Consider the following 21,640-nt stretch of genomic DNA (forward strand, 5'->3'; position numbering starts at 1 on the left):
AGTTTATTTTATTGATTTAACTTGACAATACTAGACTAAAGTTATATAATTTTGCTTGAAATTTGAAAGAATAATTGCTAAAATTCACTTTTAAATTTATTCAAAAATCAAAATTTAAGGAGCGAAAGTGCAAGAAGAGCAAAGTAAAAATCAAGCTTTTGACGATTCGCAAGAGAATAATGAATTGCAAGAGGAGATGACAGAGGAGACAGATTCCAAAGAATCTTTGCAATTACAAATTAGTGAGTTAAAAGACCAATATATGCGCACTTATGCAGATTTTGAAAATACTAAAAAACGTTTGATTCGTGATAAAGACCAAGCATTAGAATATGCGTATGAAAAAATTGCTAAAGATTTGCTTCCAAGTCTTGATACTCTTGAAATCGCATTAAAAACAATTTGCGATTCTAAAGAAAAAAGTGAAAATCAAGAAGATATTTTAAATAAAATTGAAGAAGGGATTGCACTCACTTTGGATAATTTGTTAAAAACATTAGCAAAGCACGGGATAGAACCAATCTTGACAGAAGGTGGATTTGACCCAAACTTTCATGATGCAATTATGCAGGTGCAAAGTGATGCACACCAGTCTGGTGAAATTGTTGCAGAAATGCAAAAAGGTTACAAATATAAAGAAAGAGTTTTGCGTCCTTCTATGGTTAGCATTGCTAAGTAAGAATCACAAAATGAATTAAATTTAAATGAAAGGATAAAAAATGGGAAAAGTATTAGGAATTGATTTAGGAACAACAAACTCTGCAATGGCAGTATTTGAGGGAAATGAGGCAAAAATTATTGCTAATAAAGAGGGCAAGAATACAACTCCCTCTATCGTGGCTTTTACAGACAAAGGGGAGGTGTTAGTAGGAGACCCTGCAAAAAGACAAGCTATCACAAATCCAGAAAAAACGATTTATTCTATCAAAAGAATTATGGGATTAATGTTTAATGAGGAAAAAGCACAAGAAGCTAAAAAACGCTTACCTTATAAAGTAGTGGATAGAAATGGTGCGTGTGCGATTGAAATTGCGGGCAAAGTTTATACGCCTCAAGAGATTTCAGCAAAAATTTTGATGAAATTAAAAGCAGATGCGGAAAGTTATCTGGGTGAAGCAGTAACAGAGGCTGTCATTACTGTGCCAGCATATTTTAATGATGCACAAAGAAAAGCTACTAAAGAAGCAGGCACGATTGCAGGGCTAAATGTTTTAAGAATCATCAACGAGCCAACAAGTGCAGCTTTGGCTTATGGTTTGGATAAAAAGCATTCTGAAAATATCGTTGTTTATGATTTAGGCGGTGGGACATTTGATGTTACTGTGCTTGAGACGGGAGATAATGTCGTTGAGGTAAAAGCAACTGGAGGCGATGCCTTTTTAGGTGGCGATGACTTTGATAATGCAATTATTGATTGGGCAGCAGCAGAGTTTGAAAGTGAAAATGGAATTAATCTAAAGGGCGATGTAATGGCGCTTCAGAGATTAAAAGAAGCAGCTGAAAATGCCAAAAAAGAGTTAAGTAGTGCGCAAGAGACTGAAATTAATTTGCCTTTTATTACCGCAGATGCAAGTGGTCCTAAACATTTAGTAAAAAAACTCACTCGTGCGAAATTTGAAAGCCTCATTGAGCAATACATTAATCAAACGATTGATAAGATTGCCAATGTGATTAAAGACGCAGATTTAAGCAAAAGCGAAATCAATGAAGTGGTAATGGTTGGTGGTTCTACTAGAATCCCAAAAGTTCAAGAGAGAGTGAAGGACTTTATCGGCAAAGAATTAAATAAATCTGTCAATCCTGACGAAGTGGTTTCAATGGGTGCGGCAATTCAAGGTGGAGTGCTTAAAGGTGATGTGAAAGATGTCTTGTTGCTTGATGTTACTCCATTGAGTTTAGGGATTGAAACATTAGGTGGCGTAATGACGAGAATTATTGAACGTGGAACAACGATTCCAACAAAGAAAAATCAAGTTTTCTCCACTGCAGAGGACAATCAACCCGCAGTTACGATTCAAGTTTTACAAGGCGAGAGAGAATTAGCAAGAGATAATAAAATGCTAGGAAATTTTGAATTAAGCGGAATCCCAGCAGCTCCTCGTGGTGTGCCACAAATTGAAGTTACTTTTGACATTGACGCAAACGGAATCTTAACCGTGAGTGCGAAAGATAAAGCAACAGGCAAAGAGCAAGAGATTAAAATCACAGGTTCTAGCGGATTGTCCGATTCTGAAATTGAGAAAATGGTTAAAGACGCAGAATTGAATAAAGAAGAGGATAAAAAGAAAAAAGAAATCATTGAAGTGCGCAATCAAGCAGATAGTTTAGTGTATCAATCACAAAAAAGTCTAGATGAAATGAAAGACAAGATTGACGCAAGTGAGGCTGAGAAAATCCAAGCAGCTATTTCTGCCTTGCAAGAAACATTAAAAAATGAAAATGTAAGTAAGGAAGAGATTGACGCAAAGGTAAAAGCACTCACAGAAGCTAGCCATAAACTTGCAGAAGCAATGTATAAAAAAGATGAAAATGCACAAGGTGGCACACAAAATAAAAAAGATGATGATGTCATTGATGCAGAAGTAGAATAGGAATCTTACAGGGGTGGAATCTCACCTTAGAGATTCCATTTGCAAATCCATAATCTTGCACGCCTGTGATTCTGTCTTCTTGTCATTGCGAGCGTAGCGAAGCAATCCAAAATATAAAACCTTAAATGTGTAATTTCGTTGTAAAATTGAATAACTTTGCTATAATATCAACTTATTTTTTCTAAAGGGCTGCTCTATGATAACAACTGCGCGGGGGGGGGGCATATCATCTTTTAATATGTAATTCCCTCTCCACTTTATTTTTTTATAAATCCCTCTTTAAGCCCATATCCCCTAGCTTCTTCTTTAGTATTTTTTGCTGTTCTTTTTTGTGTAAGTGTATTAAAATACTTCAAATAGCACTCATAAGGATTATCTATGAGTAGCTCTAAGACGATAAAGATTTTCAAAAGATTTGGCTTAAAGTTTGCTCTTGTTTATAATATAAAAAAGAAGCTAAGAAAGTTGCAAAAGGCTTTATATAAGTATTTTGCAAAGCCCTACTCTTATTTTGTGATGTTCTTTTACTGCACTTTTGCATTGAAAAATCCTCATAAAGCATACAAGATTTGCAAAAGATTCCATTATGCACTTTCTCATACGCAATCTTTGGCTTTTATTGCTAAGCATTATGATGAGATAATCTCTTGGACGCAATCTCAAGAATTTAAAGAAAAATACTTAAACACCAATCACCCTTATCCTCCCTTGCTTAATCCAGAGAGATTAAATGCAGCATTAGAAAATAAAGAATCTCAAAAAGATAAGCAATTGCAAAGTATGCAGTCTCCGCAGCCTTATGTAAATCTAAGCTATGAGAGTATTTCAGCAGAAATCGCTTGGGATTTGAATCTGCCGTTACCAAGAGAATATAAAAGTATTTGGCTTTATAATAGTTGTTCAGGTGGGGAGGCTATACAGACTTTTTTTGAGATGTGTAATGTTGAATTTTGCACGATTTGTTGGAGATTTAAAGATTATAAAAGTGCTTACTTATATTTGTATAAAAGCTATTTGCAAGGAAAATATATTATTTTTTCATTCAATAATTGGCAAGATAATGCTCAAAGGTTTGCTGCACTTTTGGATAAAAAAGTGCCTATTTTTTGCATTGCTAGAGACCCTATAAGTCGTTTAAAAACAATTATTAATCATTTGGATAATCCAAGTTGGGATATAGATTCTTCTTTTAAAAATTTTACTTTAAAGAGCGAAATTTCTTTTCCTACAATGTATTATCGTGGGGCATTTAAACTTAAGCCAGATATAAGTATTATTGGCAAAGATATGAATTTTTCGTTTCCTCCAAATGAACTTGGAAGCATTACCACGAGGCTAAATTGGCTCAAAAACGCCACTTCTGAAGTGATTTTTCTCTCCATAGATGAGATAAGCGGAAAAATGGCTTTTGATACTTTTATAAATCTTTCCCAAAAATTGCAATTTGATACGCCCTTAAAGATGAAAGTATTTGAAGGAAAAGTCAATAGATATGAGGGTTTATTAATGCTTCCTTGTATTTTAAATGCAAATACAAAAGATATTGATAAAAATACGCAAGAAGTAGAGATTAAAATCATCATTTCAACTCATCAGCTTACTCCAAATACAAATAAGAATCTCCGCAATATCGCTCCTTTGATTGACATCAAAATGCCACAAGATAATATGATTTGCTACACAAATGCGAGAGATTATAAAACTTTAAGCGAAAATGAGTTGTTATTGGCGAATATAAAAATATATTTACAAAAATATATGAAAGCACTAGAGCATTATATAGCAAATATCAAGGCAAATTTAGTCAATGAAAAGGACATATTGCAATATTTAAAAGAGAATCAAGACATAATGCTTACTCTAAAACAAACTTTGCAATCTGATATAAATCATATCGAACAAATGCGTCCTGACATCATAGAATCTTGGAAATATTATCAAGAGTTTGAGAGAATGTATAAGGAGTTGGGATAAGTTGTCCTTTGGAATCTTATAGCTCACTTGCTTGAAGTAGAGTTTTTACATAAGGGTGCTTGGGAGATTTAAAGACTTCTTGAGTTGCGCCATATTCAAGCATTTTACTTTCTTTTAAGACTAAGACATTTTGGCATAGAGTAGCAATGACACTTAAATCGTGGCTAATGCAAAGATAACTTAGATGATATTGTCGGCTAAGATTTAATAGCAAAGTTAAAATTTGGTTTTGTGTTGAGCGATCTAATGCGCTAGTTGGCTCGTCTAAAATCAATATCTTTGGGCGTAAAATCAAACTTCTAGCAATGCTGATTCGCTGTCTTTGTCCGCCACTAAGTTCGTTAGGATAGCGTTCCAAATAGCTTTCATCTAAGCCCACATCCACAAGACCTTGAATAATTTTGTCTTCTATCATTTCAGGTTCTAAGTGTAATTCTTCTTGATGAGCCTTAATTCCCTCTTGTAAGATTTGAAAAATATTCATTTTGGGATTTAAAGAACTAAAAGGGTCTTGAAAGATGATTTGAATTTTCCCTCTAAATTGACGCAACTCTTTACTTTTTAAAGCGAAAAAATCTTTTCCTAAAAATTTCATTTCCCCTTGTGTAACATTGGGTTGAAGTAGGCGACAAAGTGCATTGGCAAGGCTACTTTTTCCACTTCCAGATTCTCCAATGATTCCTAAACTCTCTCCCTCCCTTAAGACAAAACTAAGAGGGGATAAAGCAGTAAAAGATTCTAAAGTTTTGCCAAAAAGACTCTTTTTAATGGGATATTGGACACTTAGACTCTTAACTTCTAAGAGTGTCTTTTGGGTATAAGGTTCTTGGTTGTATTGGAATCCTAGTGATTGGATTAACATTTTGGTATAAGGGTTTTTTGGGGTATTAAAGATTTCTTTCGTTGCCCCTTTTTCTATAATCTTGCCCTTTTGCAGCACAATAAGATTAGAGCAGAGTTTGGCTACCACCGCTAGATTATGGCTAATAAATAAAATACTAAGATTAAATTTTTTTTGTAGATTTTTTAAAAGCGCGAGGATTTGGGATTGTGTTGTGGAATCTAATGCGGTTGTCGGCTCATCGGCAATAAGGATTTTGGGAGAATTAGCAAGAGCAATTGCGATACATACGCGTTGTCTTTGTCCCCCACTTAGCTCATAAGGATAAGATTCTAGCACTTTTTTGTCTAAATTAACATTTGTCAATAAATTTGAAATTTTTTCTTCTAAGGTTTGTTTTTGGAGGTTTGGATGATGAATCATAATGGCTTCACTTAGCTGCTTTTTAATTTTTTGCAAAGGATTGAGTGCGCTTAGGGGTTCTTGGAAAATATAGCTGATTTCTTTGCCACGCAAAGCTTGCATTTGTGATTCTTTCCATTCAAGTAAATTTTGCCCCAAATAAAGAATCTCTCCGCTTTGTAATTCGTAATTTTTAATTAATTGTAAAATCAAATGACTAAGCAAAGTTTTGCCACTTCCAGATTCCCCAACGATTCCTAGAATCTCTCCTTGTTCTAAACTAAAGTCAATTTCTTTTAGACAAAATCCTTGTAAGGAAACTTTGAGAGATTTAATTTCTAAAAGATTCATTTAGCATTTCCTCTGATAGTAATGCTTTCACTTCGCAGACAATCTCGCAAGCCTTCCCCAATAAACACAAGCAAGCAAAGTAAAATACTTAAAGCAAAGAATCCACTAAGTCCAAGCCAAGGAGCATTGAGGTTGTTTTTGCCTTGAGAGAGAATCTCACCCAAACTCGCACTAGGTGGAGGTAACCCTAATCCTAAAAAATCTAAAGAAGCCAAGGTCGTAATGCTACCACATAGAATAAAAGGTAGGTAAGTGATTGTTGCAACAAGTGCATTGGGTAAAATATGATGAATAATAATACGAAAATGGCTTACTCCTAACATTTTGGCAGCTTTAATGTAGTCAAGATTCCGCACCTTTAAGAATTCTGCACGGACAAAAGGCACAAGAGTAATCCAAGAAAACAATAAAACGACACATAAAATACTCCAAAAATTTGGCTCTAATAGACTTGCAAAGATGATTAATACAAAAAGTATTGGCATACCACTCCAAATTTCAATCAAACGTTGCCCAAATAAATCTACTTTACCTCCAAAATATCCACAAATTGCTCCGAAAAAAAGCCCAATAATAGAACTAAAAAATGTAAGAATCAAACCAAATAAAATAGAAGTTTTTAACCCATAAAGCAATCTTGCTAACACATCTCGCCCTAAATCATCTGTTCCTAGCAGATTTTTAAGGCTTGGGGGCGAGGGAGCGGGTGAGGGTAAGTCATAAATCACGGAATCGTAAGTATAGGGAATTAAAGGCATAATAAAAAAGCCTTTTTCAAGGATTTTGTTCTGTAAATAAGGGTCATTGTAGTTTGCGATACTCTCAAAGTCTCCACCAAAGATTGTTTCAGGATAATTATAAAATAAAGGAAAATAATTTGCTCCCCCATAGCGAATAAAAAGTGGTTTATCATTAGCAATGAATTGTGCATTCATACATAGCACAAAAAGTGCGCCAAAAATCCAAAGTGAAAAATACGCACGTCTGTTTTGCTTAAACGCTAAGAATCGCCTTTGATTTAAAATGCTTTTTCTTGTCATCTTTAAGCCTGTTGGAAATTGATTCTTGGGTCTATGAGTGTATAAAGTAAATCACTCATTAAAGTGATGATTAAGCCAAGAAGTGTGAAAAGATAAAGTGAGCCAAAAATGACAGGATAATCGCGAGTGATAATGGATTCATAGCCCAAAAGTCCCAAGCCATCTAGAGAAAAGATGATTTCAATCAAGAGTGAGCCACTCAGTAGCATTCCAAGCAATGCAGAAGGAATAGAAGCGATAATAATCAGCATTGCATTGCGAAAGATATGACGATAAAGCACTTGAGATTCGTTTAATCCTTTAGCAAAAGCAAGTTTGACATACTGCTTGTGGATTTCTTCTAGAAAAGAATTTTTAGAAAGTAGAGTTAAAGTCGCAAATCCACCAATACTAAGCGAAATGACAGGTAAAGTAATATGCCAAAAATAGTCTTTGATTTTACCAAATAGACTTAAAGATTCAAAATTATCCCCTACGATTCCACGCAAAGGAAAAAGATTAAAGTAAGTCCCACTAGCAAAGAAAATAATTAAAATGAGCGCAAATAAAAAGATTGGAATCGCATTGCCAATAATAATGAATGTGCTTGTAATGCTATCAAAAGTACTCCCGTCTTTAAGTGCTTTTCTAATTCCTAAGGGAATGGAAATTAGATAAATTAATAAAGTACTCCAGAGTCCTAAGCTAATAGAGACAGGGAGTTTTTCTAAGAGAAGATTGACCACAGGAGTGTTTTTGTAAAAACTATCACCAAATTCAAAGCAAAGATAATTTTTTATCATCAAAAAATAACGAGTTGCTAAAGGTTTATCAAATCCATAAAGTGCGTTGATTTTAGCAATCATTGCTTCATCTAAACCTTGATTTTTATAAACACTGCTTGAATGACTTACTTCTCCTTGCGCACCTATTCCTTCTAAACGCGCAATCATCTGTTCTACCGGACCACCTGGTGTGGCTTGGATAATAAAAAAGTTTAATGTCATAATACCGATTAAAGTAGGGATAATCAGCAAAAGTCTTTTTAGAATATATCGTCTCAATTTTTCCCTTTAACGGCGAAAATTTGGATATTTGGATTGCAGTTTTTCTAATTTACTAGGATTTGCCCACCAAGTTTCAAAACCAACATTATAAATAGGAGTAATCTCTGGGTGTTCTAAAAAATCCCAAAAAGCAACCCTAAAGGTTTTTGTATGAAAATGTGGAATCATATAATATCCCCATAACAATACGCGGTCAAGTGCGCGTGTGCTAACAAGGAGTTCTTGGTAATCTTTTGCTTGAATCACTTTAGTAATCAGTGCATCTATGACTTCATTTTTGATTCCAATATAGTTATAACTCCCCTCTGCATCGGCTGCATTTGAACCCCAAAAAAATGCTTGTTCATTGCCTGGTGAGAGACTTTGTGGAAATACACTGACAATCATATCATAATCAAATTGGCGGAGTTGGTTGATATATTGGCTAATATCTACAATACGGATTTTCATTGTGATTCCTAAGGTTTGTAGGTTTTTTTGAAATGGGATTGCTACGCGTTCCATTGCGGGGCTTGTTAGTAAGAGTTCAAAGGTAAAAGGCTGTTCTTTTGTGTTTTGTATGGAATCTTGAACATTTACTTTTTCTTTTGGTGCATAAAGTTTGCCATTTTTTATGGTAAAGCCTGCTTCTTTTAATAGTGCTTGTGCTTTTTTGAGATTTTCACGATTATTGCCATCGCCTTTGCTTTTTGGAAGTGAGAAATTTTGCGTAAAAAGTTCGGGTGGAAGTTTAGAACGATAAGGTTCTAAGAGTTCTAGCTCTGTGCCTAGTGGAATCCCAACACTTGCAAATTCAGAATTATCAAAAAAACTTTTTGTGCGACTATATTGGTTGAAAAAGAGATTCTTGTTGCTCCATTCAAAATCAAACGCAAGCCCTAAAGCCTCACGCACACGTCTATCCTTAAATAAACTTTTGCGTAAATTAAACACAAATCCTTGCATACCACTTGGCAAGGAGTGGAGTAATTCAAGCTTTTTAATCTCTTGATTCTTTAACGCAATGCTTTGATAGCCTACTGCCCAATTTTTTGCACTAGATTCTTCTCTATAATCGTATCTTCCAGATTTAAAGGCTTCTAGAGCAACCGCATCATCTTTATAATAATCAAAAGTGATTTTATCAAAGTTAAAATGTCCTATTCGTGTCTTATGATTGCGTGCCCAATAATTTTCCACACGCTTATAAGTAATGCTTCTTCCTGCATCAAAAGAATCTATGATATAAGGACCACTTCCTAATGGAAGTTTTAAAGGATTTTCACTTAAATTTATCTTTTCATAATAATGTTTAGGTAGGATAGGCAAATCCCCAAGAATAAGAGCTAATTCACGATTATCGGAGTCATTGAAATTAAAACGCACAGTGTATTTATCTACGACAATCACCTCTTTAACATCTGCATAATATCGCACCATTGAAGGATTTTCTCCTCTTGCTATGGTATTAAAACTAAATTCAACATCAAAAGCGGTTACTTCTTTGCCATCATTAAAATGTGCTTTTTCGTCTAGCTGAAAAATAACAAAAGTATTATCTTGAGCTCTTTGAACTTGCTTTGCAATTAATCCGTATTGACTACTTGGTTCATCAAAGGAGCGCACCATTAAGGTATCATAAAGCAATGAAAGCCCTTTAACGCTCGTGCCTTTAAGTAAAAAATCATAAAAGCTATCATAGCTTCCAAGTGCATATTGTTTGATATGTCCTCCTTTGGGCGCATTGGGATTTACATAATCAAAGGAAGTGAAATTTTTATATTTTACCTTACCATTGGCACTGAATGCAGAATCACTATAAGTTTGCGCTAAAAGGGAAGAAATAAGAAGCAAGTAGAGCAAAAGAATACGCATAAATTTCCTTATTTTATTATCGAAATTGAATCAAATATTCTAGCAAATTAAAGTTAATAATTCTTCACATTTTCTTCACATTTACGTGATATATTTCAATTTTAGTTTTTAAAGGAGTTTAAATGACAAAACAATTTCGCAATATTCATATTTACCTCAGTTTATTTTTCCTACCCTTAGCACTGATGTATGCGTTAAGTGGAATTTTGTATATTGCTGGGTTTGATCAAGATGTTGGAGCGACAAAGCAAACTTATATTTTAACTAAAGAGATAGCAAAAGGACAAGAATCTCAAGCACTCCTAGAATATCTTAAGGAGAATCACTTAAGTGTGCCAAGTAATATGGAAGCTAAAATGAATAGAAGAAGTGGTGCATTAGAGATGGGAGGAGTGCATTATTCTGTAAGCATTAAGCAGAATCCCGATTCTACTTGGACGATTACAACTTTAAAACGGAGTCTAATGGGTGATATGATTATGTTGCATAAAGCCAAAGCGAAATGGTATTTTGATGTGCTTGCCATTGGTTTTGGTATCACCTTAATTTTGCTTTATATTTCCGGGCTTATGATTACTTTATTTAATATTAAAAAGAATCGCAGAAGTCAATATATGACTATTTTAGCCGGAGTTTTCATCAGTGTTGCTGTGGGTGCTTTAAGTGTAATGTAGAGAGTTTGGAATAAGACTATTCTAATAAGGTACTAAAATTTGGAGAAGATTTAATCTTGGTTTCTACTTGATAATATAATGGAATCTTAAGAAAATTTAGTTTATTATTTTTTAACTTTAAATAAGTTGTATTAAATTTTTGGAGGTGCTAATATGGCGTGTTTTGTTGAATCTATCGTAGTTGCTAGTGTGTTAAGTGTTGCTAAAAAAAGTATTGCCAAGCAAGAAGAAACCCAAAAGAATATGCAAGAAAATTCTCATAAAATCTCTTGGAGTAGAAAATTGGGCTGGCTTGTAAATATGCTTTGGGGAGGTGTTTTTTTGCTTTGTATTGAACATATTTGGCACGGAGAAATTGTCGCTTATCCTCCATTTTTAACTGCAATGAGTTCGCCAGAGCATACACAAGCAATGATTTATGAAATCTTAACGATTGGTAGCGCACAGGTTGCGTTGATTGTTGCAATTTGGACTATAATGGTAGTTTGTGCTGATAAAATGTATGCAAATTTAGCTTCAAAAACACAAATAGCATAAGGATAAAAATGTGTTTATTAATCACTTTATTTGCAGCGGTAGTTTCAAGTGTTTGTTGGTTTGTAAGTAATCCTCAAAAGAATTTACAATTAGGCACTTTGAGCCTTATGTATTGGGGAGCCGGATTAATGTGGATTGTGGATTGCATTTTTGCACTTGGTGCAGGAGAACCATTTTTGGATATTAGTGGCGAAGATGCGATTCTTGGTGGAATCGTTGTGCTTTGTGGTTTGATTGCTTGGTTTGTGCTTTTGCTTATCAAAAACCCAAAACGACTTTTTGTAGCATAGTTAAGATTCTGCATTTTGTAGAATCTTGCTATACATTTAATATCTCATCTTAATCAGCTATTACGATATTTATAATCTTGATAGGAAAACTCTTTGAATAATTCAAAATCTCCATTTTCGCGAAGCATTCCAATGCTAGGCAATGGAATCCCATTGAAAGTATTATTCTTTACAATGGTGTAATGCACCATATCCTCAAAAATTATCCTATCTCCAATTTTAAGAGGTTCTTTAAAGCTATAGTCTCCGATTACATCGCCTGCGAGACAAGTTGGACCCCCTAAGCGATAGGCATAAGGCTTTTCTCCTTTTAGTTTGAGTTTATGGTGTTTTTTAGAAACTTTCGCTTCAAAACTATTGCGTACCATTGGACGATAAGGCATTTCTAAACAATCAGGCATATGTGCAGCAGCACTGACATCTAAAATAGCGATCTTCATACCATTTTGCACAATATCTATCACGCTGCCAATCAGGAATCCACATTGCCAACCAACTGCTTCACCGGGTTCTAAATAGATTTCTGTTTTGAATTTTGATTTAAACTCTTGAATCGTTTTGATAAGTAAATCTACATTATAGTCTTTGCGTGTAATATGGTGTCCTCCACCAAAATTAATCCATTGCATTTTTGGGATATACTCTCCAAAATGCGTAATAAAATGCTTCAAAGTACGCTTGAGTGCATCACTATTTTGCTCACAATGGGTATGAAAATGCAATCCACTAATACCCTCTAATCCAAATTGTTGCACCCCCTTTTTAAATTCTTTTGGTGTAATGCCAAGTCTTGAACCTTCTACACAAGGATTATAGATTTTTGGACTCACTTCGCTATATTTTGGATTAACGCGCAATCCCACTTCAATTTTTGATTGTCCTTTGCGTTCTCTGAGCTCATTTTGAGACTCTATCATTTCTTTAAAAGTTTGCCATTGTCTAAATGAATTGAAAATAATGTGATTTGAAATTTGCACAAGTTGTTGCATTTCTTCTTGTTTGTAAGAGGGGCTAAAGGTCGTGATTTCCTTACCAAATTCTTCATATCCTAATCGTGCTTCATAGATTCCACTTGCAGTGATTCCACTTAAGTAGGCTTTTGCAAGATGAAAGCTCTTCCATAATGCGTAACCTTTGAGTGCTAGTAAAATTTTCGCTCCACTACGCTGCTCTACAAATTGTAGTAATTGTAAATTTTGTTTAAATTTTTTCTCTTCTAGCACATAGCAGGGGCTTGGTAGGGAAGAGAAATTTTTAGGATAATTACGAGTAAGAAAGCTTATTTTTGTGGAATCTTGAAGAGACATCTTATCACTCCTTTAATTTTTGCTAAATTCTAGCAAATCCTTGCTTGTATAGAGATTTTTAGGCAGATTTTGCAGACAAATTTTAAAAATCTCTAGTGCAGTTTTAGAATCTTGCAGAGCACGGTGAAGGTTTTGGTTATGAATCCCTAGATACTCATTTAAAAATCCTAGCGAATAACGTGGAGATTGTAAGGTTTTTCTAGCAAGTTGTAACGTGCAGAGTTTAGTGTTATAAAGATAGCCAAAACCATAATGATAGAGGGAATAACTTAAAAAGTTATAATCAAAATCTACATTGTGTGCAACAAAAATTGAATCTCTCAAGAATAACTTAAAAGTTTCTAAAACTTTTGAAATTTTAGGAGCATTTGTAAGCATTGAAGTGTGAATACCTGTGATTTTAGTAATATATTCTGGGATTTCTTCACAAAAAACGAGTGATTCAAAAGTATCCGTGATTTCTCCATTGCTAAATTTTATTGCACCAATTTCAATAGGGTGATGAACAAAAGGATTATGTCCGTTCGTCTCAATATCTACGATACAAAAGGATTCTGATTGTATAGGAGTTAAATTGGGACGATAATAAACTTTATCGTGGGCAAATATTAGTGGGATTCCACTGCCTTTGATAATTTCAAGCTCACTTGCACTATCGCCAAATAAGCCTGCTGCTTCAGAGAGGAGTGATAAAAACTCCGTTTGACTTAAAGGGCGTTTTTTGAGTTTTGAAATGATTTTCTCGTAACATTTTGGCATTCATCAATCCATTAAGCGTTTATGACGTGGTCATTTTTGCCTTTTTGCTAATAGAAAGAACCATACCTATCATAATGCTTGTCGCTAGGATAGAGCTTCCACCATAACTTAAAAGTGGAACAGCAATTCCTTTAATAGGGATTAAGCCAGAAATTCCAAAGGCATTAATTAAAAATGAAAATCCCAAAAGAACTGCTACTCCAGAGCAAAAAAGATAATACATTGTGCTTGTGCAACGATTAGCAATTTTAAGAATCCGAAAAATAAGTGCAATAAAAAGTAGGCTAATACAAAATAATCCTATAAAGCCAATTTCTTCTGCAATACCTGCTAGAATCACATCAGTATGCACTTCACTTAAAAATCCTAATTTTATCAAGCCATTACCCAAGCCTTCGCCTAAGATTCCACCATTGGCAATCGCATTAAGGGAATGTTGAATCTGATAGGGTTCAGGTAGGTTTTCAACGCGTAAAGAATTAGCAATGGATTGCGGAAAGATAGAGAGGATTAAATCTTGCGTTCCTACCCACCAAGTTTTAATGCGCATTATACGATGGGTGCTTGTGATGATGACAAGAATAAAAAGTATAAAGGCTCCGCTTAAAAGATAGAGGAATAATTTGAAAGAAGAGCCAGCAAAAATCATCATTAAAGCCAATGTTGCACCTAAAAGCACGATTTGCCCTAAGTCATTTTGTAAGATTGCAATTAAATAGACTGCGACTAAAAAAACAGCAACATAAGGCAAAAATGTGATGAATTCTTCTTTGAGATTCTTTTGTTCTAACAAGGAAAATTTACGAGCAAAACTCCAAGCTAGAAAAATGATGAACCCAATTTTAAAAAATTCCACTGGTGCAAGGGAGAAAAAGGGTAAGCGGATCCAACGCTTTGCTCCACCAGCACTTGTTGCAAGACTTTCAGGTAAGAAGTGCATTATCAACATCAAAAAGATTCCACCAAAAAATAGAGAAAAGCCAAACCATAAAATAAAATGGTCTGGATTACAACGAGAAATTCCCCACATAACCATAATACCGAATATTCCTGCAATGAGTTGGCGTAAGATGAAATGAAATTCTCCATAATCATAATACAAAACCGCAAAAGAAGAGAGGGAATAAGAAAAAATAATACCAATAGTAATTAGACCTGCACTAATAACAAATAATGGACGATCAACCATTCAAATCTCTTTGTAATTTTTTCATTATTTCCGACTTGAGAATTTATGGAACGAAGTAATAAACAAGCAAGAATCCAATAAAAGTAAGAATCCCAAACAGAATTAATGCTAACACAAATGCCTTGCCACCAAATTCTAAAAACTTTTTTAAATCAACTTGAAGCCCTAAAGCACTCATTGCCATAACTAGAAAAAATCCAGATAGAAATTTAAAGACAGAAATGATTTCAAGTGGCAATGAAACAAGAGAATGCGCAATAACAACTCCTAAGAACCAAAAAGCGAACCAAGGAATATGCAGTTTTCTTTTCCCTCCCACTTCACTCCCCGCAAAGAAATAAGGAATCACAAGTAAAACAGCTACCAACAGCAAAACACGAATCATTTTTACAATCAAAGCCACTTCTTGTGTTTCTTCAGAAATTGCGCCACCAGCCCCGACAACATTTGCTAATTCGTGTAAAGTCAGCCCAATATAATAACCCTCTTGTGTGTGATTTAAAGGAACAAAACCTAACGCATAGGCTAAAGGGTATAAAAACATTCCTAAAAGTCCAAAAATCACAACCGTTCCTACTGCAATAATGCCTTTGTAAGGTTTAGATTTTAAAGAAGATTCTAGTGCTAAAATCGCAGCTGCTCCACAAATTGCGCTTCCTCCACTAACTAAAATTGCAATTTCTTTGTCTAGTTTTAGAAATTTTACTCCAATTATATATCCAATTCCTAGAATAAAAACTACTACCACAATACTTAAAATAATTCCATTTAAACCCACAGAAGCAATGTTTGCGAGTGTTACATTAAAACCATATAAAATAATGCCAACTCTTAAAAGTTTTTTTGCACTAAAGATTACGGCTTTTTCACAAGATTTTTCTGCTTGTCTAAAAAGTGGAGAGGCTAAGATTCCAAAGAGAACACCAATAATTAAAGGAGACAAATGCAATTTAGAGATAAAAGGTAGTAATGCAATATAGTAACTTGCTAAACTTACTAAAAACACTAATACAAAACCATTGAGCCATTCATTAATAAGATTATTTTTTAAGGATTGTATTGTCATTTTACACCCTCAATAATTTTGAATTTTGAATTAAATCATTAAAATGAAATTGAAGTGTAGCAAATTCTATTTAAAATCTTTTAATAATTTTTAATAAATCTTGTCATTTTTTTGACAAATTATTCCTTCAATCAAATCAGGTTTATTTGCACTCATAAAATGGAATTTTTGATGTATTTTATAAAGATTTGAAAACAATACTCGGCTTTTTTCTAATCCTATCTGTGCTTCTGTATTTTTTTCATTTGCTTGCTTCATTTCTTCTAACCAACTTTTAGGGACAAACACACCGGGTAATTTATGGTGTAAGAATAAAGCTGTCTTATAAGAAAAAATAGGAAAAAATCCAAAAACTAGCACACATTTTGTTTGGTTTTGAATATTAATTCGCTCACACCATTCTAGCAACTCTTGTGCAATATTTATATCATAAATAGGTTGTGTAAAGATAGCCTGCGCTCCATTTTGTATTTTTTCTTGCATTTTGCGATAAAGATTTTCTTTTTTATTTGCATAAGAATTTAACACACAGAAAGGATAGATAAGTTTGGAATCCCCCTTTAATGCTTCGCCATTAATGTCTTTTTTATGATTAAGCGCATTAATAATTTTTAAAAGCAAAAGACTATTTCCTTCAAATACACCTTTAGCTTGTGGTTGATTACCAAGCCTCAAGGGGTCGCCTGTCAAGGCTAATATAAGTCGCAAATCAAGGCTGTTCATACCCACAATATCACTTTGTAGTGCAAGTGTATTTTTATCACGCATAGAAATTGTTGTAATGCTTGGGATTTTAAAAGTAGTTTGGAGTTTAAGGCTTGCTAAAATTGCACTATGCTTGAGTTTTCCTAAAGGAGAATCTGTGCAGACAAATGCGTCTAGTTCCTTAATAAATTGTTTATTTTGGAGATTATTAAAAAGTAGTTCAAGATTAAAACTAGCAGGAGCAGAAAATTCATAGGTAAAGCATTTGCCTTTAGAAGTTAGTTTATTGACAAAAGATTCTATTTGCACACTCTGAAAAGTATTCATAGAAAGATTATTTGATTTTAAAAGAGTATTTTGCATAGAGATTCCTGATGATTGTCTATAAATTTTTGGGAAATTCTATCAAAAATTTTATTTTTGAATCTATAAAATAACATTTTAAAAGTATAAATTACCATAGTAAAATATTGTTAATAATAATTTAATACTAGTTTCTTTAGTAAAGATTTCCAAGTGTTCTTGTTCTTTTGTGGGATAAAAAGATTTTTAACTGTTAGAGATTCTGCTTATTGCAACCTTTGGATTCCTTTATTTAATTCTTGGATTTTTTTCTTATTTTGAATTAAAATTTCTTCTAGCTCAATGAGTGTTCTAGGCGAGAGATATTCTAGTAATTCTATAATTTTTTCATATTGTGTGTAATTTATTTTCTCATTATAAACCTTTGTGATGATTTTTAAAGCCTGTTTGGGATTAGAAAATAATTCTTGCTCACAGATTCCAAGCGCATCGGCAATATAAGGAATCATATCCGCTTTAATCTCAATATTGCCATTCAGATAAGCATAAATGCTAGAGATACTCGGAGTTTCTCCTGTTTTGTTTGCTTTCATACCAAAGTCAATCAAACGATGTGCAAGTTCTTTTTTGCTCATATTTTTTTCTTGCAAGATTTCATTGATTCTTTCAACAACTTTCATTTATAGCTCTTTATATTAAAACTATAATTTTAAGCTTTATATTATTGTAAAAGTATAATTTAATTATAGAAAAGCTATAATTTAGTTTTTAAAACTTAAGGATTAGGATAAGGAATGCCAAAACTTTCTATTATTATCCCCTTTGGCACAAGTGCGCAAAGAGAATATATTAAACAAAGAGTAATAGAAAAAGCTTTGAATGCCAAAGGGATAGATGAAGTGGAATATCTTTTGTAGAGGGATATTCAAGCCATATTTGTGAAGAATTACCCAAACTCATACAAGAAAATGGACACCAATACATAAAAGATACTGCACAACAAGAAAGAGGAGCATTTTCTTTAGGCTCTTGTCGGAATCTTGGCGCAATTTATGCCAATGCACCTGTAATAATGCCTTTAGATGTGGATTGTTATTTGAGTTTAGAGAATTTAAAAAAGATTTTACAATTAATTGAAATTAAGCAAATCCATAAGAATCCTAATCAATTTTTGATTCCACCTTGTATCTTTTTAAATGAAAGCGGAAGTGAGTTTATCGTTCAAGCAGAGGAGGATAAAAGGGATAATATTCTCCTGCACGATATAAATAGCAAACAAAATATGCTTAATCAGTTTTTTACACCTGCTTCAAGCTCTTTTGTAATGAATCGGCATAAATACTTGGAGATTGGCGGAAATGACTTAGAATTTGTCGGGCACGGATACGAGGATTTTGATTTGATGAATAGAATCTTAAAAACTTGCGCAACTTTTGAATCTTTGCCTAGAAATTTAGATTTTGATTATAGGAATTGGAGTTTTAATGATTTTAAAGGCTTCCGTTCTTGGTTTAGTATCGTAGGATATGAGAGTATTTTTTATGGAATCTGGCTTTATCATTTGTGGCATATTGAACCAAATCAAAATGGATATTTGGATAATAGAGAGAAAAATCATCAGAAGTTTTATCGTAATTTAAAGAGATTTAAGAATCTTAGCGATGGAGTGGATTGTCTGCAAGATAAAATGGCTCTAGGCAAAAAAGTGCTTTTATTTACTGCTGAAAATTCTAGCGTTTATAAAGCGTTGAGGGGAGTGAGCGTTTATATTGGTGAGCTAGTTTGCAAAAGGGAATATGAATTTTTTATAGAGGAGGAGTTTGATAAGACAAGATTTTTAGAATTTTTAAAAGAGTGGCAAATTTCTTGTGTGCTTTTTCCAAATCCTTATGGTAATGCACAACGCATTTTAATTTATGAGTTTGTAAAAGATTCAAAAATTCCTTTTATTGTATGGGATAGAGGTGCTTTTAGTGATTCTTGGTTTTTTGATACACAAGGTTGCAATTATGATTCATCCTCGTATTTACCAAAATATTGGGATAAGCCCTTGTCTAGTTTGGAAATAGAACAGACACAAGATTATATAAAATCCCTCTTAAATGGAGAAAAATTTTTACAATCACAAGGTCAAAGAATAGGGGGAGCTAGTTTAAGGAGGAAACTCGGGATTCGGCATAAAAAAGTAATTTTTGTGCCTTTGCAGACGCAAAACGATTCTGTGATATTGCATTTTACCTATGAACCTTTTAGCTGGGAATGGTTTTTGGAGATTATTAATCAAATGGCTAGAAGTTATACAAACGATGATATTGTGTTTTGCGTTAAAAAGCATCCATTGACTTTAAATATAGAAAAAGACAAATACGATTCCTTGCTTTTTGTCCCTGATAATACAAATTTTATAGATTTGTTAGAGATTTGTTGCGGGGCAGTGATGATTAACTCTGGGGTGGGAGTTTATGCGATGATAAGTGGCAAAGCTTGTGTGTTGTGTGGTAACGCATTTTATTCTCATCAAGGATTGAATTTGTCCGCAAAAAATGTGGAGGAGCTAAAAATGCAAATCCATAGAATCTTAAATGGTGAATTTCAAGTAGATAATGAAAAAATGCTACGTTTCGTGCATTATTTGTGGAAAGAATTTTATAGCTATGGACAATCACAGGTTAAACAAACAAAAGATAGCACAAATAACAGATTGGTAGAGCAAGTAACTTCCATTGATTTTTACAAGATTCGTATAGGAGGGCGAAGCTATCTTGAAGCTACAAGTGTAGAAAAAAATGCTTATACATTAAAATCTCTAGCTTATAAACCCTATTTGTATGAAATCAAAAATACTAAATATGGGAATTTTTCTATTTCATTTTTAAACAAGGTTTTTTCTAAAGTTTCGCATACGAAGTTTTTTAGACTTTTTAGGAAACTTCTTACAAGACCAAAAGATTTTGTAATGGATTCTAAAAATCCTTTGATTAAGCAATTTAGAATCTTTGTAAAATAAAATGAAGGGGAAAGAATGCAAAAATATAAATTTGGGATTCTCTTAGCAGCGACAAAAGATAGTGCTTTTACAATTGGAACTCTTTTATTAAATATTTTGTATAAAATGCCAAATCAAGTGAATGTTTTTTATATTATCCAAGATGGATTCTTGCCATCAGATAAAAGGATTATGCAAGAGATTGTGGAATCTTGCGGGGGGGGGGGTAAATCTCGTGTTTGTTGATTTTGCTTTTGAGGATTTTAGTGCAGAGATTAAGAAATACAATCCTAGCTTCCACATAGACAAGACAAATCCTATTTTAAGCCGCTATACGCATATGAGTTATGCTAGATTTGAGGCTTTGAAGTTTCTTTGTGAATGTGAAAGAATCGTGTATTTGGATTTTGATATGTTGCTTTTGCGTGGTATTGAGGAATTAGCACAGGGGGATTTTGATGTGGCTTGTTTTAGAGGAAGTGCGAGCTTATCGCAAGGAATTGGTGCATTATGTCCTCATCATCTTAAAGAAGTCAAGAACTATTCTACTGGGATTATTGTCTTTGGCTCTATGAGACTTACAGGAATGTATGAGTTTGTCTATCGTTTCATTGCGGAGCATTGTGAGGATTATTTCACACAGGCAAAACTTGGAGACCAAGCACTCTTTAGCCTTTATTTACTCACAAATCCTCTAAAGATTTACGAGCTAGGGGATAAATATTATGGAAACATTAGTTGGATAAAAAGTAAAGAATCTTCTATTATTCACGCTTGGAGACAACATAACCGCTTTTGGAATAATAAGCTTTGTGCGCTTTGCTGGGGGCAATGGTGGGTTTATTATCATCGCTGGTTAGAGCTTGGTGGGAGCGCATATAATGGAGATTGGAAAGCAAAGTTAGAAGTGCCACTTAGTGGTGGTGAAGTGTGGCAGTATTTTGAGAGGATTGCTTGGGCGAAGCAAATAATGGAGATTCCTATGGAACCTTTTGAGCTGATTGTGCAAGTGGATTTTAAAAACAAATTAAAATTTACTTTTGCCGGGATTGATAAAAGCATTTTTTTACAAGTCTATTCTAAGAGCATTTATACTTTTATTTTAGAGTTTTGCTACAAAGAGAATGTGATAATAAGCGAAACAATCAATAGAAAGGAATTGAATAGTTTTTTACCGCAATTCATTGAGAGTCAAATACGCAATTTGGATTTTGTAAGCAATTCAAATAAGGAGGAGAAATGGGTTAATTTTAAGTTTTTAAGAAATGTGTTTTGCAAAATTAAATGCAAAAACTAAAACAATTTTGTTTGATAGGATAGGTTGCGGATTTGCCATAGGTGATGAAAATGACACCTTTTGATGGAAGCGAGAAAGTTATTTATGAAAAAGATAGCTTTAAAATGGTAGTTGGCAAGGCATCAACAAACAAAGAGGAGGAATTTTGTATAGGCTTGAATAGCAATGGTTTTCCAAGCAATGCTTATGTGGTTTTTCCTCCACAACTTAGCTTAGATTTATTGCGGAATCTCTTAGGAGAAGAAGGCGCAAAAAATGAGCAGATTATGGAAGCAATTAAACGAATTACTCAATAATTTGCTTTTTATGGATAATATAACCATTCATCACATTGTAAAAGTCATTGCAAATGATTGATGAGGTTTAAAAAATGGGGGGATCTTATTGAGGAATTTTTGGGTTTGTAAAACAGAAAAGGAAGAATGATG

At 33.6% G+C, this 21,640-nt stretch carries 21 protein-coding genes; 11 read left to right on the forward strand and 10 right to left on the reverse strand.

Annotation, left to right across the window (positions count from 1 at the left end):
• Positions 1-127 precede the first annotated feature (127 nt).
• The 3 genes from grpE (at position 128) to Q0Y61_RS00545 (ending at position 4,565) form a co-directional block, all read left to right on the forward strand.
• Positions 128-679 (forward strand): nucleotide exchange factor GrpE, encoded by a 552-nt coding sequence (gene grpE, locus Q0Y61_RS00535; protein ID WP_297809660.1) that lies wholly within the window; start codon positions 128-130, stop codon positions 677-679.
• A gap of 40 nt (positions 680-719) precedes the next feature.
• Positions 720-2,591 carry a molecular chaperone DnaK gene (dnaK, locus tag Q0Y61_RS00540; protein ID WP_297809664.1) on the forward strand — a complete coding sequence of 624 codons (1,872 nt, stop codon included), beginning with the start codon at positions 720-722 and terminating at the stop codon, positions 2,589-2,591.
• A 378-nt stretch (positions 2,592-2,969) separates the two neighbouring features.
• Positions 2,970-4,565, forward strand: a complete 1,596-nt coding sequence (locus Q0Y61_RS00545; RefSeq protein WP_297809667.1) for a DUF2972 domain-containing protein — start codon at positions 2,970-2,972, stop codon at positions 4,563-4,565.
• Positions 4,566-4,581: 16 nt separating this feature from the next.
• Here the strand turns inward: Q0Y61_RS00545 and Q0Y61_RS00550 are convergent, their stop codons facing one another.
• The 4 genes from Q0Y61_RS00550 to Q0Y61_RS00565 are packed head-to-tail and all read right to left on the reverse strand — an operon-like array spanning position 4,582 to position 10,099.
• Positions 4,582-6,159, reverse strand: coding sequence for a dipeptide ABC transporter ATP-binding protein (locus Q0Y61_RS00550; protein ID WP_297809670.1), 1,578 nt, complete (start codon positions 6,157-6,159; stop codon positions 4,582-4,584).
• The gene (locus tag Q0Y61_RS00555; protein ID WP_297809673.1) at positions 6,156-7,199 is read right to left on the reverse strand and encodes an ABC transporter permease; all 1,044 of its coding nucleotides are present in this window, start codon (positions 7,197-7,199) and stop codon (positions 6,156-6,158) included. Before Q0Y61_RS00555 ends, Q0Y61_RS00550 begins: the two co-directional genes overlap by 4 nt.
• A 2-nt stretch (positions 7,200-7,201) precedes the next feature.
• On the reverse strand, positions 7,202-8,242 hold the full coding sequence (locus Q0Y61_RS00560; RefSeq protein ID WP_297809676.1) for an ABC transporter permease subunit: 1,041 nt from the start codon (positions 8,240-8,242) through the stop codon (positions 7,202-7,204).
• 9 nt (positions 8,243-8,251) lie between these two features.
• On the reverse strand, positions 8,252-10,099 hold the full coding sequence (locus tag Q0Y61_RS00565) for an extracellular solute-binding protein (RefSeq protein ID WP_297809679.1): 1,848 nt from the start codon (positions 10,097-10,099) through the stop codon (positions 8,252-8,254).
• Positions 10,100-10,221: 122 nt separating this feature from the next.
• On the opposite strand from Q0Y61_RS00565, the gene Q0Y61_RS00570 reads away from it, so the two are divergent.
• The 3 genes from Q0Y61_RS00570 (at position 10,222) to Q0Y61_RS00580 (ending at position 11,600) form a co-directional block, all read left to right on the forward strand.
• A complete protein-coding gene (locus tag Q0Y61_RS00570) occupies positions 10,222-10,773 on the forward strand; it encodes a hypothetical protein (protein WP_297809682.1) in 552 nt (183 codons plus the stop codon).
• Positions 10,774-10,926: 153 nt separating this feature from the next.
• Positions 10,927-11,310, forward strand: coding sequence for a hypothetical protein (locus Q0Y61_RS00575; protein WP_297809684.1), 384 nt, complete (start codon positions 10,927-10,929; stop codon positions 11,308-11,310).
• 8 nt (positions 11,311-11,318) lie between these two features.
• Entirely contained in the window at positions 11,319-11,600 is a 282-nt protein-coding gene (locus Q0Y61_RS00580) for a hypothetical protein (protein ID WP_297809687.1), read from the forward strand.
• 53 nt (positions 11,601-11,653) lie between these two features.
• On the opposite strand, the gene nspC is transcribed toward Q0Y61_RS00580, so the two are convergent.
• The 6 genes from nspC to Q0Y61_RS00610 all read right to left on the reverse strand — a co-directional run bounded on the left by nspC (position 11,654) and on the right by Q0Y61_RS00610 (position 17,609).
• On the reverse strand, positions 11,654-12,907 hold the full coding sequence (gene nspC / locus Q0Y61_RS00585; RefSeq protein ID WP_297809690.1) for a carboxynorspermidine decarboxylase: 1,254 nt from the start codon (positions 12,905-12,907) through the stop codon (positions 11,654-11,656).
• Between the two features lie 12 nt (positions 12,908-12,919).
• Entirely contained in the window at positions 12,920-13,666 is a 747-nt protein-coding gene (locus Q0Y61_RS00590) for a 3'-5' exonuclease (protein ID WP_297809693.1), read from the reverse strand.
• 19 nt (positions 13,667-13,685) lie between these two features.
• Complete coding sequence (locus Q0Y61_RS00595; RefSeq protein WP_297809697.1) at positions 13,686-14,855, reverse strand: putative peptidoglycan glycosyltransferase FtsW; 1,170 nt, start codon at positions 14,853-14,855, stop codon at positions 13,686-13,688.
• A gap of 43 nt (positions 14,856-14,898) precedes the next feature.
• A complete protein-coding gene (locus tag Q0Y61_RS00600) occupies positions 14,899-15,921 on the reverse strand; it encodes a YeiH family protein (RefSeq protein ID WP_297809700.1) in 1,023 nt (340 codons plus the stop codon).
• A 90-nt stretch (positions 15,922-16,011) separates the two neighbouring features.
• Positions 16,012-16,989 carry a methylenetetrahydrofolate reductase gene (locus tag Q0Y61_RS00605; protein WP_297809703.1) on the reverse strand — a complete coding sequence of 326 codons (978 nt, stop codon included), beginning with the start codon at positions 16,987-16,989 and terminating at the stop codon, positions 16,012-16,014.
• Between the two features lie 206 nt (positions 16,990-17,195).
• Positions 17,196-17,609: a helix-turn-helix domain-containing protein gene (locus tag Q0Y61_RS00610; protein ID WP_297809705.1), complete on the reverse strand. Its 414-nt coding sequence runs from the start codon at positions 17,607-17,609 to the stop codon at positions 17,196-17,198.
• Between the two features lie 114 nt (positions 17,610-17,723).
• Here Q0Y61_RS00610 and Q0Y61_RS00615 point away from each other — a divergent pair, with 114 nt between their 5' ends.
• The 5 genes from Q0Y61_RS00615 to Q0Y61_RS00635 are packed head-to-tail and all read left to right on the forward strand — an operon-like array spanning position 17,724 to position 21,508.
• The gene (locus Q0Y61_RS00615) at positions 17,724-17,846 is read left to right on the forward strand and encodes a hypothetical protein (protein WP_297809707.1); all 123 of its coding nucleotides are present in this window, start codon (positions 17,724-17,726) and stop codon (positions 17,844-17,846) included.
• A gap of 41 nt (positions 17,847-17,887) precedes the next feature.
• Positions 17,888-19,936 (forward strand): capsular biosynthesis protein, encoded by a 2,049-nt coding sequence (locus tag Q0Y61_RS00620; RefSeq protein WP_297809841.1) that lies wholly within the window; start codon positions 17,888-17,890, stop codon positions 19,934-19,936.
• 15 nt (positions 19,937-19,951) lie between these two features.
• Positions 19,952-20,161 carry a hypothetical protein gene (locus Q0Y61_RS00625; RefSeq protein WP_297809711.1) on the forward strand — a complete coding sequence of 70 codons (210 nt, stop codon included), beginning with the start codon at positions 19,952-19,954 and terminating at the stop codon, positions 20,159-20,161.
• Complete coding sequence (locus Q0Y61_RS00630) at positions 20,118-21,212, forward strand: hypothetical protein (RefSeq protein ID WP_297809714.1); 1,095 nt, start codon at positions 20,118-20,120, stop codon at positions 21,210-21,212. Before Q0Y61_RS00625 ends, Q0Y61_RS00630 begins: the two co-directional genes overlap by 44 nt.
• Before the next feature lie 50 nt (positions 21,213-21,262).
• The gene (locus Q0Y61_RS00635) at positions 21,263-21,508 is read left to right on the forward strand and encodes a hypothetical protein (RefSeq protein WP_297809717.1); all 246 of its coding nucleotides are present in this window, start codon (positions 21,263-21,265) and stop codon (positions 21,506-21,508) included.
• Positions 21,509-21,640: the final 132 nt, after the last annotated feature.

The organism is uncultured Helicobacter sp. (assembly GCF_947367035.1).
GTDB lineage: Bacteria > Campylobacterota > Campylobacteria > Campylobacterales > Helicobacteraceae > Helicobacter_D.

Bases quoted from the DNA above. Each gene is read 5' to 3' on its own strand.
- Q0Y61_RS00565 (WP_297809679.1), bottom strand. From the start codon at position 10,099: ATGCGTATTCTTTTGCTCTACTTGCTTCTTATTTCTTCCCTTTTAGCG.
- Q0Y61_RS00600 (WP_297809700.1), bottom strand. From the start codon at position 15,921: ATGACAATACAATCCTTAAAAAATAATCTTATTAATGAATGGCTCAAT.
- nspC (WP_297809690.1), bottom strand. From the start codon at position 12,907: ATGTCTCTTCAAGATTCCACAAAAATAAGCTTTCTTACTCGTAATTAT.
- Q0Y61_RS00575 (WP_297809684.1), top strand. From the start codon at position 10,927: ATGGCGTGTTTTGTTGAATCTATCGTAGTTGCTAGTGTGTTAAGTGTT.
- Q0Y61_RS00605 (WP_297809703.1), bottom strand. From the start codon at position 16,989: ATGCAAAATACTCTTTTAAAATCAAATAATCTTTCTATGAATACTTTT.
- Q0Y61_RS00570 (WP_297809682.1), top strand. From the start codon at position 10,222: ATGACAAAACAATTTCGCAATATTCATATTTACCTCAGTTTATTTTTC.
- Q0Y61_RS00550 (WP_297809670.1), bottom strand. From the start codon at position 6,159: ATGAATCTTTTAGAAATTAAATCTCTCAAAGTTTCCTTACAAGGATTT.
- Q0Y61_RS00555 (WP_297809673.1), bottom strand. From the start codon at position 7,199: ATGACAAGAAAAAGCATTTTAAATCAAAGGCGATTCTTAGCGTTTAAG.
- dnaK (WP_297809664.1), top strand. From the start codon at position 720: ATGGGAAAAGTATTAGGAATTGATTTAGGAACAACAAACTCTGCAATG.
- Q0Y61_RS00635 (WP_297809717.1), top strand. From the start codon at position 21,263: ATGACACCTTTTGATGGAAGCGAGAAAGTTATTTATGAAAAAGATAGC.
- Q0Y61_RS00545 (WP_297809667.1), top strand. From the start codon at position 2,970: ATGAGTAGCTCTAAGACGATAAAGATTTTCAAAAGATTTGGCTTAAAG.
- Q0Y61_RS00610 (WP_297809705.1), bottom strand. From the start codon at position 17,609: ATGAAAGTTGTTGAAAGAATCAATGAAATCTTGCAAGAAAAAAATATG.
- Q0Y61_RS00625 (WP_297809711.1), top strand. From the start codon at position 19,952: ATGCAAAAATATAAATTTGGGATTCTCTTAGCAGCGACAAAAGATAGT.
- Q0Y61_RS00595 (WP_297809697.1), bottom strand. From the start codon at position 14,855: ATGGTTGATCGTCCATTATTTGTTATTAGTGCAGGTCTAATTACTATT.
- Q0Y61_RS00580 (WP_297809687.1), top strand. From the start codon at position 11,319: ATGTGTTTATTAATCACTTTATTTGCAGCGGTAGTTTCAAGTGTTTGT.
- Q0Y61_RS00590 (WP_297809693.1), bottom strand. From the start codon at position 13,666: ATGCCAAAATGTTACGAGAAAATCATTTCAAAACTCAAAAAACGCCCT.
- Q0Y61_RS00615 (WP_297809707.1), top strand. From the start codon at position 17,724: ATGCCAAAACTTTCTATTATTATCCCCTTTGGCACAAGTGCGCAAAGA.